We start from the raw sequence: 16172 nt of genomic DNA, 5'->3' as shown, positions 1-16172 counted from the left end.
TGCTCCTAATCAGTCAGTTGTTTGTAGGTGTTTGATGAAAAAACGGGCGATGGTACTGTACACATGAAATTGCGGCTTTTCACCACTGATGCCGTGTTTTCCGCCCGGATAAATCATGGTGTCGAACAGGACACCCTCATCCTGCAGTACTTTGATCAGCTTGGTGGAATTCAAAAACAACACATTGTCATCGGCCATGCCATGGATCAATAACAAAGGTTTGGTGATGTTGCTGACATCAGCAAAAACCGCCGTTGTGCGGTAGCCTTCAGGGTTTAACTGCGGTGTGGACATGTAACGCTCGGTATAATGGGTGTCATACAAAGCAAAATCTGTAACCGGTGCAACTGACACCCCAAGGGCGTATTCATCAGCTGCTTTGGTCAGGGCTTTTAAGGTCATAAAACCACCGTAACTCCAGCCAAAAATCCCCACTTTTTCAGCATCTACGAACGGCAGTGACTTGAGGTACCGGGTGCCTGCCACCTGATCTTCCAGCTCTGGTGTGCCCATGCGCTTATACAGTGCAGACTCAAAGACCACGCCACGACGATCACTCCCCCGGTTATCAATGACAAACACCAAGAATCCTTGCTGAGCCATGTATTGTTCAATCAGCCGACCCCAGGACCTGGTGACATATTGCACATGCGGCCCACCGTATACATACTGAAAAACCGGGTATTTTTTAGCTGGATCAAAATCAGCTGGTTTGATCATGCGGTAATGCAGGGTGTACGCCTGATCTGTGCCCTCATGAACCTTGATATGGCCAAACTCATTGGGCAAATGGGCGGAAAGATAAGGATAATAAGGATGGCCAGGCCCTACGGCATTCTGGTTAAGCCAGGCCAGTCGTTCACCGGAAGACCGGTGCAAAGATGTTTGTGGGGGATGTTCCCGGTCTGACCACTGGTCAATGTAATAACGCGCTGAATCATCCATCGAAATTTCATGAAAACCCGACCGGCTGGTAATTTTTTCCGGTTGAGCCGGTTCGTTCAACGCCACCCTATACAGGTGCTTTTCCAATGGCGTATCCAATGCGCCGGTGAAATAAACCCAACCGGCAGATTCATCCAAACCGGTCAGCTCATCAACCACCCATTCACCTTTGGTCAGCGGATGAATCACTTCACCCTTTGCTGAATACAGATACAGGTGTTTATGACCACTGCGTTCTGACGCCCAGATGAAACGGCCATCGTGGAGAAAAGTCAGGTCATCATGTAGATTAATCCAGGTGTCACTGCGCTCAGTGATCAGGGTTCGGGACTTGCCTGTCAAGTCAGCCACTTGTAACTTCAGCGTTTGCTGATCACGGCTTTGCCACTGATAACTGACTTCCTGTGCGCTTTTCAACCAGTCAACACGGGCCACATAAATATCAGCCTCATTTCCTAAATCAACCCAGTTGATGGCGCCATCTGTCAGTTTGACCAGACCCATCCTGATGGACACATTCGGCTGACCCGTATAGGGATAACGCTGTTCAATCACTTCTATGTCATCGGCATTGATTTCATAACGTTTGGTCACTTCCACCGGTGACTCATCCACCTGTAAGAAAGCAATGTACTGCTCATCAGGAGACCACCAATACCCGGTATTGCGCTTCATTTCTTCCTGTGCCACAAACTCGGCCATACCATTTTTTATCAACCCTCCACCGTCTTGGGTTAACTGTTGTTCCTGTCCAGTCTCGGCATCCACCACAAACAGGTTTTGTTGACGAATGAATGACACATACCGACCTTTGGGAGAAAACCGCGCGTCAGTTTCAAAAGCATCTGTGCGGGTGATCTGACGGGTACTTTGGTCAGCCAGCTGATAGACATACAAATCACCATTCAGAGGAAACAACAAAAACTGTCCATCTTTCGACCAGGCGTAATCAATGATTCCGGACACATTGGCCAGTCGCTGTCGTTCGCGGCGCGCTTTCTCCTCAGCCGACAACTGCTCTTCGCCATCAAGTAACTCATCCGAATCAACCAGTATACGTTGCTGCCGGTCTTTGATGTGATACTCCCACAGATCGAACTGATCTTTGTCATTGATCTTACCTTGCAAATAGGTCACCCGTACGCCATCAGGAGACATTTTCAGCGCCCTCAGTTTTGGACCGGCCAAATCCGGACTGGCAAAAATACGTTCTAAAGTGAGTTGTTCAGCATTTACTTCGGTAACAGTGAGGGTCATAATGGTCATCAACAACAAGCCAACAGGTTTCATGTGTTCAGGGTTAGATCAAGGGGCTACAGTTATACCAGAATCAGGGGCTCAATGCATGTGAAGGAACGCCTGTTTAACCACCGCTGATGAGCTTTCAAAAACACAATTCCAGCCAATATCCAGACCACCTGTTGTGCGAGGCAGACGGACTCAGACACCTGCAACAACAGCTCAGCGCCATTAACAGTCCGATCAAAACACCACAGGTCATTTCAATCAGTAAAGACACATTGGAACTGGAACGCATCCAAGCCGTGGGCGGCTCCCGTTCCCAGTGGCGACAATTTGGCAAAGCGCTGGCCACCCTTCATCAACAGCAACAGCCCCGCTATGGGTGGTATGCTGACAATTACATTGGCCTGAACCCGCAAATCAACATGCAGACCGTTGACTGGGGATCTTTTTTTTATCAATACAGGCTGCTTGCTCAAGCCCGGATGATCATTGACCAGTCACGTCAGCAATTGGTGCTGCAAGCCATGGATGCCTGCGCTTCTCAGCTGATTGAATTCCTCGACAAGGAAGTGGATCACCCAGCCTTATTACACGGTGATTTGTGGTCAGGCAATGTGTTGTTTGATCAACAACACGCCTGGCTGATTGACCCAGCCATTTACTGTGGCGATGCCGATGCCGATGTGGCCATGACAGAATTATTTGGCGGCTTTCCCGGAATCTTCTATCAATCCTATCGATCTGTAAGGACAATCAGCGAACAATACCCGCTGAAAAAAGTCATCTACAACCTGTATCACCAACTCAACCACCTCAATCTGTTTGGCGACAGCTACTGGCCAGCTGTCGATAGAGACCTGCGTACTCTTCATCGGCAATTGGCTGGCTGAATTGACTGCAGTCTGACAGGGGCAAACCTGGTTGGTGATTGTGTATGGCCTCTGCAAAGCCATCGAACAAACCCACTCACTGCTCAGAGAATCAGCGCAAATCCTGCTGGTTCTGAATCAGACGGTTTTGTCTGATAAAATACCTGGATCAATGATCCATATGGTTCATTCTGGCAACTCAGACACAGCGGATCAATCCGTTTCAGTTAACTCACTGTCGACCACCAGACCACGGCTTTTGGCACGCGCCAACCACTGCTCTCTGGCAAACACCTGCATGTCTTTGATTTCATCCAGTTCATCCATGATTTCCAGCCCCAACAGGGTTTCCACCACATCTTCCAGGGTAACCAGGCCTTTGAGGTCACCGTACTCGTTCACCACCAATGCCAGGTGCTGACTTTCATTCAGCAGAGACTCCAGCAAATCAGGCAGGGCCAGATCCTGAATCACGCATTTGACCGGCCGCTTCAGCTCTTTGAGTGTGGAAGCGGGATCATGGGCATAGGCCATCAGAATGTCAGTTTTCAGCACAAAATGATGACTGTCATCCAAGTCTTCGGCATACACTGGCAAACGCGAAAAACCGACGTCTTTGAGGGTGCCGAACGCTTCCTGAACAGTGGTGTCCTGCTGGAAACCAGCCACCACTCCACGAGGGGTCATGATGTCTTTGGCTTTCAGCGAACCCAACTTAAAGAGGTTTTGAATGATCCTCGATTCATGACTGGCAATTGAGCCGGTACGGGCACCCAGACCGGCCATGGCGAGAAATTCCTCGCGGTTAAACCCATGGTGCTTTTTGCCTTTGGAAATCAATTTGGTGATCAGCTCAGTCATGATAATCAGGGGATACAACAGTTTGACCAGCCATACCACAAAGGATGCCGTTACCCCTGTCAACGATTTCCAATAAACCGCACCAATGGTCTTGGGAATGATCTCTGAGAACACCAGAATCAGGATGGTGATGATGGCTGAAAAAACCCCAATCCAGGCATCACCAAATACATGGGTGGCTTTGGCGCCGGCGACAATCGCACCGACGGTGTGGGCGATGGTGTTCAATGTCAGGATGGCTGCCAGTGAACGATCCACATCGACGAACCGGATACGCCTGACCTGTTCTGCTTTTTTGGGCTCGGTTTGTTTGAGTTTTTCAACATATGATGGGGTGATGCTCAGCAACACCGCTTCAGCAATTGAACAGAGAAAAGAAAAGAACAAAGCCCCAAAAACATAGAGCAACAACAGTAACATCGGCTGTCAGCGTTTTAAAAGTACATAGATTTGGTCGGCGTTTGATTATTTCAAGCTATTTCAGCAGCGAATGAATTCAAGCCGTGCTCAGGATTTTTTCTTCTTAGCGGCCAGCATGCGTTTCAAACCCATCAGCACGAAGCCCCTGCGATCAGCCCGGATGGCTTTTTTTAACCGCCGTAAAAAGTTTTTCCGCATCCGCAGCTTACTCTCTTTGTGAGCCAGCATGTCAAGCGACTGATAGTGGGCAGCCAGTTTCTGTGCCACCGGCAACAGCTCTTCTGCTGGTACCAGGTGATCCAGGAAGCCGGCTTCTACCGCCCCCTCAGGGTTGAACACTTCAGAGAGCAGCATGGCCCGGTCAAAGTGCGATGGCTTCAGGCGGTTTTCACACAGGGCCAGGGCACAGTGCGGCATGGTCAGACCATTAAGCACCTCGTTGGCCACGATTTTGAAGTCGCCCCGCACTCCCAGCCGGTAATCACCAGCCAGCAGAAAAAAGGAACCCAGGGCAATGGCATGACCGTTACAGGCAATGATCACCGGATGCGGATAAGACATCAGCCGGTGCAACATCCAGAACCCACCCATCAACATGGCATAGGCATTTTTGACCCCGGTTTTCAGGATTTTCAAATCAAACCCGGCACAGAACACTTCCGCCCGCCCGGTGATGATTACCACCGCCCCGGCCGCTTCGGCCTGATCCAGCGCGGCGTTCAGTTGATCAAGTAAGGCGGGGGATGCGACATTGCTTTTGCCATCATCCAGGGTGATGGTGGCGATGCCGTTTTGAATATCTAGATTGACAGACTGTTGCATGATGAATGATTGGATGAAATGGGATGATTGTATCGTGAATCACTTTGTCTCACAGTTGAATCAACCGGCTTTTTTCAAATGTACCAACAGCAGTGACACCGCAGCGGGGGTCATACCTTGAATGCGCGATGCCTGGCCGATGGTTTCGGGTTTGATCTGATTCAGTTTTTCGGTGAGTTCACCACTGAGGCCTTTGATCTGGCGGTAATCCAGATCAGATGGTAAGGGTTTATTGGCATGCGCTTTGGCTTTGTCGATTTCCTGCTGCTGACGTTCCAGGTAACCCGAATACTGAGTTTGGATTTCTATCTGTTCCAATACCTTGTCAGCCCGGCTTGGCAGCTCAATGCCATCCAGAGCCAGCAGCATACCGATGTTGACTTCGGGGCGGCGCAACAGGTCATAGGCATTGGTTTCTTTGCTTAACTCGATGCCGGTTTGGGTGATGAATTTGCGTCCCAGGTCATTGTTGGGACCCAACCACACGCCTTTGAGTTGCTCCAATGAACCTTCCACATGGGTTCGTTTCTCACTAAAGGCCAGCCAACGTTCATCGTCAACAAGCCCCAGTTCACGGCCCTTTTCAGTGAGCCGGAAATCGGCATTGTCTTCGCGCAGCATCAGTCTATACTCAGCCCGTGAGGTGAACATCCGATAGGGTTCATTGGTACCCTGGGTAATGAGGTCATCAATCAACACCCCCATGTAGGCTTCATTGCGGGCCGGAGTCCAGCTGGGTTTTCCGGCCACTTTCAAGGCAGCATTCATGCCGGCAATCAGCCCTTGAGCACCAGCTTCTTCATATCCGGTGGTGCCGTTGATCTGGCCAGCAAAAAACAGGCCTTCGACAAAGCGGGTTTCCAGTGATGACTGTAATCCACGTGGATCGAAGAAATCGTATTCAATCGCATAACCAGGTCGGGTGATGTGGGCGTTCTCAAAACCTCTGATGGAACGCACCAACTTCAACTGAACATCAAATGGCAGCGAAGTAGAGATGCCATTGGGATACAGCTCATGAGTGCCCAGACCTTCCGGCTCAACAAAAATCTGATGCGAATCTTTGTCTGCAAAGCGCATGATCTTGTCTTCAATGGAGGGACAGTAACGCGGTCCTTTACCTTCGATTTCTCCTGAATACATCGGCGAACGGTCGAGTCCAGAGCGAATGTGGTCATGGGTTTGGAGGTTGGTGTGGGTGATGTAACAACTGACCTGTTCGGGGTGCTGATCCAGGTGCCCCATGTAGGAAAACACCGGCCGCGGGGTGTCACCGGGCTGTTCTTCCATCACCGTAAAATCCACGGTTTTACCATCGATGCGTGGTGGGGTGCCGGTTTTCAGGCGCGCCACTTCAAACGGCAGTGCCCGCAATTTTTGGGCCAATACCGTAGCTGGCGGGTCTCCCGCCCGGCCACCGGAGAAATTGGACAAACCGATGTGGATTTTGCCGGCCAGGAAAGTGCCTACGGTCAGCACCACGGTTTGAGCCATGAATGTCAGTCCCATTTGCGTCACCGCCCCTTTGACCTGGTCATTTTCTATGATCAGGTCTTCCACACCTTGTTGAAAAATAAACAGATTGCTTTGGTTTTCCACCGCTGTTCGGATGTGCGCCCGGTACAAGGCCCGGTCACACTGAGCCCGGGTGGCACGCACCGCAGCCCCTTTGCGTGAATTCAGTGTACGCCATTGAATACCAGCATGATCAGTGGCCTGGGCCATGACCCCGCCCAGGGCGTCAATTTCTTTGACCAGATGGCCTTTACCAATACCACCAATGGCCGGATTACAACTCATCTGACCAATGGTTTCAATATTGTGCGTCAGCAACAATGTTTTCGCCCCCATCCGGGCAGCCGCCAGCGCAGCCTCGGTGCCGGCATGCCCGCCACCCACAATAATCACATCAAAAACCTGGTCGTAATTCATCGTCATGTCAAAAAAACTCAATCAACCCGCTATTATAACTCAGATCGGCCAGCCACCAAGGCATTCCGAAGCGAAACAGCCATGAACCGCCGAGTGCCTCAGGTTCAGCGATGTCCTCAGGCGAGGCTCACTGCCAGAGCGGCATTGCCGATCATCATCAGACAATCTGTGATGAAGGTGAAGCCCATCAATGGAGAGCTGATGATCAGCCCGACCCGCCGACTTGGTTAGGCAAAGCATGCAGATATGGCGGTTTGACGAAGTCAAGAAGCCATAATGGAATGATCGATAGGCCGTGAGCGACAGCGAATCAGAACGTCGGGCGCTTGATCACACGACATGATCGCCGAGGCCTCGGTCTCTGTTCCAGACGAGACCCAAACTCCTCCATCCGTAGAGTCGGCTTTCACTTTTGTCAGGAACAAAAGTGAATGAAGTCCCAAGGTCATTCCTAATGGCATTGACAATCAAAATCACTTCAAACATCTTTGCACCCCACTAAATAATCTGGTAACAATAAAGCAACCCTTGACCAGATGATTTTATTCTGCCGAATCCGGTGGCAAACACACAGGTTTAAATAAAGTCAATGAAATGCCCGGATCACCCAAGACATCAACCCGGTCAGCGCCACCACGGGCACCATAACCTTGAATTGAATTGGTGCCGCCATAAGTGCGGGTGAGGAAAACCGGTGCATCACCAGCCAGGTCATACAAACTGATGCTGACCATTTCTGGTGGGTGAGGAATTTTTTCCCGGTAGTCGATGATTTTCTCAGGCTCGGGATTTTCCAGTTTCAAACCCAGCTGAAAACCATTGGGCAGTTCAACAGCCTTGATCTCTCCCGGTTCGACTGTCCAATGATCCAGTCGTTGGCCATCCCAGGACAGGAAGACCTTTTGTTCACGTTCACCGGTTTGCCAATCACAAGCGAACGTCTGACTGGTCCAGACTGAACCTGATATCAGGAAACAATAAAACAGCTTGCCACGCATATCCATAAAACTCCTTGATTGACTGATTTCCATCATAAACAATGGGTGTGTTCAAGTACAAGTATTGCATCCACCAGGAAACCTGGTGTCAGCTGCTCATTCAGCGCGATCAGCCAATGTCATCCCTGGCCCACCTTCAGGCCGTCGGACAAACCCCAGACCCTGATAGAAGCGCGCTTGTCCCTGTGCTGCCATCAACTGTATGCTGCGTATCCCTTTGGCACGCAAGGCATCAACCAACCCAGTCACCAGCTGTTTACCCAGCCCCTGACTCCTGTGATCGGGCGATACCACCACATCATGAATCATGGCATACAGGACGCCATCGGTATTGGCCCGGGCAATGCCCACCAATTGATCAGCGAAAAACACACCCTGTTTGACCGGTGATGCCTGCCAGGACGTGATGAATTCACTCAATGATAAACCGAAGTCATCATTCCAGCCGGCAGTCAACCAAACCTCCCAGGCCTGAGTCAAATGCTCATTGCGCAATGTGTTGACAGTAACCTTACGGTTCACAATGATGGCTCAGCTGGTTTTTTCCACCAGGCAAATCAGGTTGCCCACCGTGTCATCGAACACCACCATGTTCACGCCACCCATCTCCTGTGGTTCACCTTTGAACACCACACCTTGTTTCTTGAGGGTTTGCCATTCTGTGTCCAGATCCGCAGATTCAAATGATGCAAAGGGAATACCCGCTTCATATAGCTGGCGCTGAAAGTCTTTGGCTGGTGCAAAACCCAGCGGTTCCAACAACAACTCAACACCTGCTGCACCTTCAGGTGACACCACGGTCAGCCAGCGGTGTTCACCCATGGGCACATCCTGGTTTTTAATGAAACCCAACTTTTCGGTATAAAACTCAAGCGCCTGCTGCTGGTCTGTGACCATCACACTGGTGAGGTTAATTTTCATGTCTGACTCCTGATGAATGATTGCTATGAAACAATCAATTTATCACATATTCACCTGACTCAGAACAAAGCTGACCAGGCAGAAAACATTTACTTTTTGACCGCCTGTTGTCCATACAGAAGAAATGATTGCAAACCATCTTCAGGGTCAAATGCCACACGAACTCCTGTTTCCGCATGGATGAAGTCCAATGCTTCTCCAGTTATCGGCACCAATTGATAGGCATCACCATTGGGAAAATACAACGCGATCTGTTTAACAGATTCATCATATTTAACCTGCAGATCAACTTGTTGATTCCAGGTATAGTCACCTGATAAACCCTTCAGCACCTGAGTTTCAACCTGAGCCCTTTTGACCGTTGTCTGCTTAAAGTGCTGCCAGTCATAAATCTGACTGGCTGCGTACAACAGCTCATTTCCCAGGTTGCCACCACTGTCGGAGTTGGTCAGGTAAACCAGACCATCACCGCTCACAAGATCAATGGTCATACCCGTTCTGTATCCAACATTCCCACCAAAGTGAGTGATGGCAACAGATGTGTCAGTGCGGTTGATGATGAAGCCATAGGCCTGACCATGACGCTCTCCATTGAGTAGCAGCTCAATATCTCGCTGGGTAAACAACTTACCGCCGCCCTGGTAAGCATGATGCATCTCAATTAAAAATTTTGCCAGATCTGAAGCATTGCTCCATAAGCCTGCCGCAGCCTGTTCCGGATGATTCCGCCAACCACCAGGCACAACAGCCCCGTTCATGTCATGTCCCTGCGCTGCCTGACTGCTTTTAATTGCTGGTAAAGGTTGGCTGAAATCGGCAATTCCCATCTCCAGTGGCTGCAAAATCCAGCGCTTCATGATGTTGCTGAAGGTGTCATTGAAAACATCCTGCAAAGCCAGTTCAGCCAGGGTGTAAGCCCCACCGGAATACATCAGTTGCTCATTGGGAACCGCAACCACTTCAATGGCCGGTGAGTTGACCCCTGCAGCTCCGGTGAGCACCTCAACATCTGATGGTAACATTTCGCCTTGCGCATACCCTTCATAACCACCCGGCGTGATCCCAGAGGTGTGTCCCAACAGGTTGCGAAAAGTCACCGGATTCTCTGTCGTCTGTAACCCCTGCGGCAAAACCTGGTGTTCCAAGTATGCCTGAATGTCCTTATCCATATCAATCAAGCCCTCTGAATGCATGCGCACAACTGCCATTAGAGTCACTGGCTTAGACAGTGAGGCGGCCTGAAACAGGCTGTCACAATTCAATGTTGAACCTCCACTGTTATAAATCCCAGTCCATGCAATCCTGCCTGCGTCAATAACCGCCACAGACAAAGCCGGTATCTGATGGGCAGTCAACTGCTCCGCTATGGAGTACAGCGGCTCGTTTTCATCTGCAAATTTCACCTGAGAACGCAGTCCATGTTCGAGTATGGCTTGTTGTGCCGACGTGGTGTTGGAGGATTGACAACCATCAACAGTCAGCGACATACCATTGTATGAAAGTGGTTTATGGCTGTGCACACAGGCACTGAGCATAACCAGCACCAACAACCCGGGGAGTATTCGTTTCACAGAGGGATTCCTGTCGTTGTGTCTATTAAATATAGTAGCGGATGACTCATGTACAACTGACATGTTGAAAACATGTGCAAAAACCAATGAACCATCCTGTTCAGCACGCATAGATTAGCACGGGACAAAGCCAACAAACAGTGCCATTAATCACAAGTACCTGACCAAGGTGAGCACGCTTTAAGGGCGTTCAGTCACACATGCAATCGGTCGTACAAACAGCGTAAAACAGGTTATCAAAAAACCATCAGGTCCGTCTACAGATTGTGCCGCACACCCTGAAGCACAACCGATGTGGGCAGCGCAAAATCCATCATTGCTAGCCGGCGATCGCTGGTCCTGACAATTGAACACATACGTGAACCCATGGAGAGCTGATGATCAGTCCGAACCGCTGACCCGGTTGGTTATACTCAGTATAATCAGAGGGTCGTGTGCTTAATTGATTGGCCTGAACGCTGTGGCCGTTTTCAATTTTGTCAGGAACAAAATTGCATGGAGTCCCAAGTTCATTTCTTTTCAATCTATGCCAAATCGATCCGCCATGAAAGGCTTGGCTGGTCAATGACCGGCTAACGCACAAGCCATCACACACAATACCTTGATGATCTTCACCAGGCGCACACTGCCGGAGTTCTGCACCTGTGGATTCACAAGCGTTTGGCCGTGACCTGATAGCGCAGGTTACCGCCGGTTTGCAGGGCATTGAACGGATAACAAGTGGTGAGGATCAGTTCATCGCGCTGATTGATGCTGATCTGATGTTGATCAGAATCCACCACACGGATGTCAGACACCCGGTAACTGTAAGCACCATCAAGGGTTTCAATTTGTATCACATCGGTCAGTTTCAACTGACCCAAGAAACTGAAATGGGAGTCATTATGGGCACTGATGACGGTACTGATCGGGGTCCCGGGCATGCCAGATGATTGTGTGTGTACCGGCCCAAAAGCCATGTTGCGACCACTGGCCCCTTCCAAAACATAGGTGGTTTCAGTCAGGGTGGGAAAATTCAAGCGGGCCACCGGATGGGTATCAGCCCAGGACCAGGGTGGATGCGGCTGACCATCGGCCAGGGTTTCCTGCCAGGCATCAGCGATCAGGTACTGTGCCAGGTGGGCTTTGGCCAGCAGGTAGACGGAGGAACCCACCTGCCAGCTGCCCACGGTTAACACAGCAGCCAGGATGAACTTAATCCACGCGCTTTTCCTTGCCTTGCGAGGTGCGACTTTGGCTCCGAAAGTCATGTGACGAGAGTGAGAATGTATCATCATTGGCTCCTGTGTTTGACGTTCAATTCAGACTTGAGTTCTGCGTTGGATGAACAACCCAAAAGCCATTAACATCAACCCCATCAGCAGGTTCCAGCGCCAACCCAATGATCCCTGTGGAAACGGCACTTGCTGAGCCGCTTTCGCACGGGCCATCCGGCTGGCATCCGGATTTTTATCCACCGCCACCAGGGCAGTGAATTCGGTGATCAGATGGTGATCGAGTGCCAGGTCAATGATGTCTTGTTTCAGCAACTCATAATCACCACCCAGCATCAAATCGTCGGTCATTTCTTCCACTTTATTGCGGGCCCACAAGCGGGCAATGCCGTTGGTCTGGCCATCTTTGTTCAGGGTCAAACCCTCTGACCAGGTTTTTTGCTGACTCAGACCGCTGACCACAAAGGAAGGGCGCCCTGCTGTGCTGTTCAGTGTGGTTTTGCTGGTGATGACCAAAGGCTGATCCATGTAAAGATCGGGAATCACACTGGGACTTTGAATCACATCTGAAGTATTCCAGGTCACCGCCACATCAGTCAGTGCGGGCTTGGCCAATTGAGCGAATAAATGACCCATGGACGCATTCACTTCATCCAGGCTGGCGATGTGGGTGTAGGTGCCTTTTCCAAACATGGCTGCTTTACTCATGAAATAATTATTCGGTGCCGGGCCAATGGCAATGGTGAACAAGCGCGCATCTCCAATGTCCTGGGCAATCTGATCAAAAATCATGGCCTCATTACCCACTGAGCCATCGGTCATGAAAATGATCTGGTTCAGATAACCGGCTTTGCGGTTTTCCCGCTGCATGGCCATTTGTAGAGCGGGTGCCATGTTGGTGCCGCCATCAGAGCTGAAGCCGTCAACAAAATCCAATGCTTTGGAAATGTTATCTGGAGTGGCTTGTTGGGAAGCAGGGAACAATACCTTGGCATTGGAATCAAAATCGATGACATTAAACCAAGTGGTCTCATCCAGTTCCGACAAAGCAAACAACAAGGCATCTTTTGACTGCTCCAGTGCCATGCCATGCATCGATCCCGAGGTGTCCATCACAAAGGTCATGTTGCGTGGTTTGGCTGACTTTTCTGAGCTGGCAGGTGGTAGCACCATCAACAATGAATATTCAAAACCATCTTTGATTTCTGAAAAATAAGCCGCTTTGGGTGTTTGTTCGCGCCTGGGATACCAACGCAATACAAAGTCATTGGTATCGTACAACTGTGAATCAGCCAACTCAATCTGGTGCAGGTCAAATTGCTGTTCAATGTTCACATTGTGATGCATGGATTTAAGTTCCTGCAAGTCAAATCCCGCATCCAGGCTGACTTCTATGGTGCGCTGATTGTGATCAATCACCCCACCTGTCAACGGCAGATCAGCATCAAAGCCAGCAGGAATGTACCGGGGCTTGATGGCCATTGGCAAGCGCAACTCATAAAACAACTGATCGTAGCGCAGTGCCAGTTGATAGGTGATTTCCACACTCACCACTTCCCCAGGACCAATGTTGGCAATATCCGAAGTAAAGATATTAGGCCGGTGTTGTTTGACCATGGTGGCTGTCAGCCCTGCTGCTTTGGCCTGCTGATAAATCTGCTCAGCTTGTTTTTTTTCATGAATTTCACCTTCGATCTCCCGGTCACCAACCGTCATCTTCAGGCGATATACCGCTGATTTGTCGGCCATCGGAAAGGCATACACCCCTTCGGTAATCCAATCGTCTTTGGCGTTGTAAAAAGACTGCTTTAAACTGATGGTAGCCAACAAGCCGTACACCTCAACATCGTAAGCTGTCTCCACCAGTTGCAAGCTGTGGTATTCACCGGTGTTTTTGTTGAATGACATCATCATGCCACTGGTGATGTCATCAAAACTGACTGCAGACTCAGTCATGCTTTGGGCCTGAACGTTGATGTTGTACAGTGCCGTGTAAAACATCACCATGGAAAAAATCACCACGTCCTTCCAATTCAGCCCAAGTTTTTCGTGCGCTTTGGGACTGCTGGTCTTGGGGGCTGCCTGGGGTGTTTGCTTTTGAGCCAGCTGTTCCAGTTCCTGGCGGATTGACTTTTTGCCTGTGCTTTTCATGTGTACCTCTGTGATTAAACATGGGTACCATTAAAGCGTTCAATACAGACCAAGTGACGTCATCCAAATGATCAGATGTGATCAATTATGGCGAATTTATGGCAGGCCAAAAAAAAAGCCAATGTTTGACACTGGCTTTTTCATCAGGTATTGGTGGTGATCAGAACACCGGACATGTTGGTGGCGTGCCCTCAAATCCATTGTAGAAAATTAAATCTGGCTCGAATCCGTTTTTAAAAATGATTTCACCGACGATACCTAAAAATCTCATCACCCGTGGCACCACAAATGGCATGCTGCTGCCATCACCGAATGGTGAGGCCACAATGGTGTCTGCCAAGGTGGTAATCACGCCGGTATTGACGTCAATCCAGCGACCGGTGTTTTCATTGGCAAACACCGCCACCAATTTATTTTGCTGACTGAACATCAGACTGGTCAGCAGGCCGGTGGCATTTCCTGCATCGGCATATTCGGTACAACTGGCAATCATGGTGGCTGAATCAACTTCAATCAACACGTCTCTGTCGTCATAGGTCTGAGAATCCAAAGCATAATAATTACCATTCAATGGACTGACAGCGAAATCATGGATGCCGTAGCCCAACACATTGGTGCTGTTCAGACAGCTTTGCAACGCCGCATCAGGGTCGCCATTGGTGATGAAATCCGCCACCACACAATCAGAAAACACATTGGTACGATCACGGAATGCATTCATCACATCCGAACACACGGGGTCTGTGGAGGTGTCTGCTTCAAACCAAACCGCCGGAATGGTTCCACCGGCAGCGGCCGTTAATGAAGCACTCATGATCTGTCCAATCATGATTCTGGGGGTTTGATAGATTACCTGGCCTGTACCAGCCATCACGTCAGCACTTGAGGTGTAATTGGTCTTATAACCCAACACAAACAAATCACCCAATTCATTGAATGACGCCGCCGAATGAACCAGTGGAATCACCTGATCGGTATCGGGTGGCAGGGGGCTATCCTCAGTCGGCGGTAAAACTTCACCGATGCGCTCATATCCACCGTCGTTACCGATCCGGTAAATATCAACTGGGTCGGCTTTCATCATGTCACCAGGTTTGCCGGGGGATGGAAAAGGAATGGTCAATTCAAGATGGGTGCCAATACCGAGGTCATCGGTGGGCATCAAACCATACAAAAACTGATCAACCGGGCTCATACCCAGGCCATTGATTGGATTGGCCAGTATGCCGCACAAATCAAGATCACTGATGAATTGCTGGTCCGACATATTGGTACATTGAGAATACAAGGCATTGTTCCCCAAACTGTCATGGGTAACGGTATAGGCTTTGTTCACTACGTCAGTAAATGTGGTGGATGCATCTGGCAAACACACCGGACCACCCGCTTGCACACCCATTGATAAGCCCAAAGACAGCGCCATCAGTTTTCTCATGAATTTCCCCAAAGAACAGTAAATCATTCATTATGATCAATAACACCCTTTGATGTCAATTTTTAGCACCACAGATGCGGAGTTTTTTATCGCCAGTGAGCCAAAAAACAACCCAGCAGAACAGACTGACAAAGTTCGTCTGATGGCAGGCTTGTCACAGATTGTTAAATCAACCGAATGCCGATTGATTTGTTGTTAAATGATTGATATGCTGATTGTATTCAAACACACAAAAGAGGACATTATGGGATTTTTTGATTTTATTGCCGATGCCGGTTCACGAATCTTTAAGGACGACGAAAAAGAACCTGAAGTCACCATGCCGGTGATCAAGCACATCGAAAACAGTGGCGTGGATGTGAGCCACATGAAAACCGGTTTTTCAGCCGGTCTGGTCACATTGTCTGGTTACGTACCTAACCAGGAACAAAAAGAAAAAGCGGTGCTGACAGCCGGCAACATCGCCGGGGTATCACGGGTTCAGGACAACCTGATTCTGGGTGCACCGCCAGCCGATGCCGCTGAAGCCGAAAAAGCCGTAGCCGAAGCCGAAGCCGCTGAAGCTGACAAAGCCGGTGAGGAAGCCTGGGAATCAAGAACTTACACCGTTAAATCAGGTGACACCCTGGGCAAGATCGCCAAAGAGTTTTATGGCAATGCCATGGAATATCCAAAAATCTTCGAAGCCAATAAACCCATGTTGTCTGATCCGGACAAAATCTATCCGGGCCAGGTTCTGAGAATACCTGAATAAATTACGGTTATATCAGGGTGTGAAACGGCTGCCT

At 49.7% G+C, this 16172-nt stretch carries 14 protein-coding genes; 3 read left to right on the top strand and 11 right to left on the bottom strand.

The genetic code is table 11. The features are described from left to right. Positions 1–9: 9 nt before the first annotated feature. Entirely contained in the window at positions 10–2235 is a 2226-nt protein-coding gene (locus B0475_RS01455) for a S9 family peptidase (protein ID WP_077409631.1), read from the bottom strand. An 86-nt stretch (positions 2236–2321) separates the two neighbouring features. Here B0475_RS01455 and B0475_RS01450 point away from each other — a divergent pair, with 86 nt between their 5' ends. Then, positions 2322–3080, top strand: coding sequence for a fructosamine kinase family protein (locus B0475_RS01450; protein WP_077409630.1), 759 nt, complete (start codon positions 2322–2324; stop codon positions 3078–3080). A 192-nt stretch (positions 3081–3272) separates the two neighbouring features. On the opposite strand, the gene B0475_RS01445 is transcribed toward B0475_RS01450, so the two are convergent. The 3 genes from B0475_RS01445 to mnmG all read right to left on the bottom strand — a co-directional run bounded on the left by B0475_RS01445 (position 3273) and on the right by mnmG (position 7094). Then, positions 3273–4340, bottom strand: a complete 1068-nt coding sequence (locus tag B0475_RS01445) for a CNNM domain-containing protein (RefSeq protein WP_077409629.1) — start codon at positions 4338–4340, stop codon at positions 3273–3275. Positions 4341–4427: 87 nt separating this feature from the next. Beyond that, the gene (locus B0475_RS01440; protein ID WP_077409628.1) at positions 4428–5162 is read right to left on the bottom strand and encodes a crotonase/enoyl-CoA hydratase family protein; all 735 of its coding nucleotides are present in this window, start codon (positions 5160–5162) and stop codon (positions 4428–4430) included. A 60-nt stretch (positions 5163–5222) separates the two neighbouring features. After that, positions 5223–7094, bottom strand: coding sequence for a tRNA uridine-5-carboxymethylaminomethyl(34) synthesis enzyme MnmG (gene mnmG / locus B0475_RS01435; RefSeq protein ID WP_077409627.1), 1872 nt, complete (start codon positions 7092–7094; stop codon positions 5223–5225). A gap of 81 nt (positions 7095–7175) precedes the next feature. Between mnmG and B0475_RS17580 the strand changes: the two genes are divergently transcribed. Then, positions 7176–7325 carry a hypothetical protein gene (locus B0475_RS17580; RefSeq protein WP_157892605.1) on the top strand — a complete coding sequence of 50 codons (150 nt, stop codon included), beginning with the start codon at positions 7176–7178 and terminating at the stop codon, positions 7323–7325. Between the two features lie 311 nt (positions 7326–7636). On the opposite strand, the gene B0475_RS01425 is transcribed toward B0475_RS17580, so the two are convergent. The 7 genes from B0475_RS01425 to B0475_RS01395 all read right to left on the bottom strand — a co-directional run bounded on the left by B0475_RS01425 (position 7637) and on the right by B0475_RS01395 (position 15384). Next, positions 7637–8098 (bottom strand): hypothetical protein, encoded by a 462-nt coding sequence (locus B0475_RS01425; protein WP_077409625.1) that lies wholly within the window; start codon positions 8096–8098, stop codon positions 7637–7639. Between the two features lie 90 nt (positions 8099–8188). Further along, positions 8189–8614: a GNAT family N-acetyltransferase gene (locus tag B0475_RS01420; protein ID WP_157892601.1), complete on the bottom strand. Its 426-nt coding sequence runs from the start codon at positions 8612–8614 to the stop codon at positions 8189–8191. A gap of 9 nt (positions 8615–8623) precedes the next feature. Further along, positions 8624–9013: a VOC family protein gene (locus tag B0475_RS01415; protein WP_077409623.1), complete on the bottom strand. Its 390-nt coding sequence runs from the start codon at positions 9011–9013 to the stop codon at positions 8624–8626. An 89-nt stretch (positions 9014–9102) separates the two neighbouring features. After that, positions 9103–10584, bottom strand: coding sequence for a serine hydrolase domain-containing protein (locus tag B0475_RS01410; protein WP_198538062.1), 1482 nt, complete (start codon positions 10582–10584; stop codon positions 9103–9105). A gap of 650 nt (positions 10585–11234) precedes the next feature. After that, the gene (locus B0475_RS01405; protein ID WP_077409622.1) at positions 11235–11861 is read right to left on the bottom strand and encodes a class GN sortase; all 627 of its coding nucleotides are present in this window, start codon (positions 11859–11861) and stop codon (positions 11235–11237) included. Between the two features lie 24 nt (positions 11862–11885). Then, on the bottom strand, positions 11886–13949 hold the full coding sequence (locus tag B0475_RS01400; protein ID WP_077409621.1) for a VIT domain-containing protein: 2064 nt from the start codon (positions 13947–13949) through the stop codon (positions 11886–11888). Between the two features lie 160 nt (positions 13950–14109). Beyond that, positions 14110–15384 carry a hypothetical protein gene (locus B0475_RS01395; RefSeq protein ID WP_077409620.1) on the bottom strand — a complete coding sequence of 425 codons (1275 nt, stop codon included), beginning with the start codon at positions 15382–15384 and terminating at the stop codon, positions 14110–14112. Between the two features lie 244 nt (positions 15385–15628). On the opposite strand from B0475_RS01395, the gene lysM reads away from it, so the two are divergent. Beyond that, the gene (lysM, locus tag B0475_RS01390) at positions 15629–16138 is read left to right on the top strand and encodes a peptidoglycan-binding protein LysM (protein ID WP_077409862.1); all 510 of its coding nucleotides are present in this window, start codon (positions 15629–15631) and stop codon (positions 16136–16138) included. Positions 16139–16172: the final 34 nt, after the last annotated feature.

This window comes from Marinicella sediminis, assembly GCF_002000055.1.
Classification (GTDB): Bacteria; Pseudomonadota; Gammaproteobacteria; order Xanthomonadales; family Marinicellaceae; genus Marinicella; species Marinicella sediminis.
This window is presented reverse-complemented; position numbering and strand designations above follow the sequence as displayed.

Bases quoted from the DNA above. Each gene is read 5' to 3' on its own strand.
- B0475_RS01405 (WP_077409622.1), bottom strand. From the start codon at position 11,861: ATGATGATACATTCTCACTCTCGTCACATGACTTTCGGAGCCAAAGTC.
- B0475_RS01415 (WP_077409623.1), bottom strand. From the start codon at position 9,013: ATGAAAATTAACCTCACCAGTGTGATGGTCACAGACCAGCAGCAGGCG.
- B0475_RS01445 (WP_077409629.1), bottom strand. From the start codon at position 4,340: ATGTTACTGTTGTTGCTCTATGTTTTTGGGGCTTTGTTCTTTTCTTTT.
- B0475_RS01450 (WP_077409630.1), top strand. From the start codon at position 2,322: ATGAGCTTTCAAAAACACAATTCCAGCCAATATCCAGACCACCTGTTG.
- mnmG (WP_077409627.1), bottom strand. From the start codon at position 7,094: ATGAATTACGACCAGGTTTTTGATGTGATTATTGTGGGTGGCGGGCAT.
- B0475_RS01400 (WP_077409621.1), bottom strand. From the start codon at position 13,949: ATGAAAAGCACAGGCAAAAAGTCAATCCGCCAGGAACTGGAACAGCTG.
- B0475_RS01455 (WP_077409631.1), bottom strand. From the start codon at position 2,235: ATGAAACCTGTTGGCTTGTTGTTGATGACCATTATGACCCTCACTGTT.
- lysM (WP_077409862.1), top strand. From the start codon at position 15,629: ATGGGATTTTTTGATTTTATTGCCGATGCCGGTTCACGAATCTTTAAG.
- B0475_RS01425 (WP_077409625.1), bottom strand. From the start codon at position 8,098: ATGGATATGCGTGGCAAGCTGTTTTATTGTTTCCTGATATCAGGTTCA.
- B0475_RS01395 (WP_077409620.1), bottom strand. From the start codon at position 15,384: ATGAGAAAACTGATGGCGCTGTCTTTGGGCTTATCAATGGGTGTGCAA.
- B0475_RS17580 (WP_157892605.1), top strand. From the start codon at position 7,176: ATGAACCGCCGAGTGCCTCAGGTTCAGCGATGTCCTCAGGCGAGGCTC.
- B0475_RS01440 (WP_077409628.1), bottom strand. From the start codon at position 5,162: ATGCAACAGTCTGTCAATCTAGATATTCAAAACGGCATCGCCACCATC.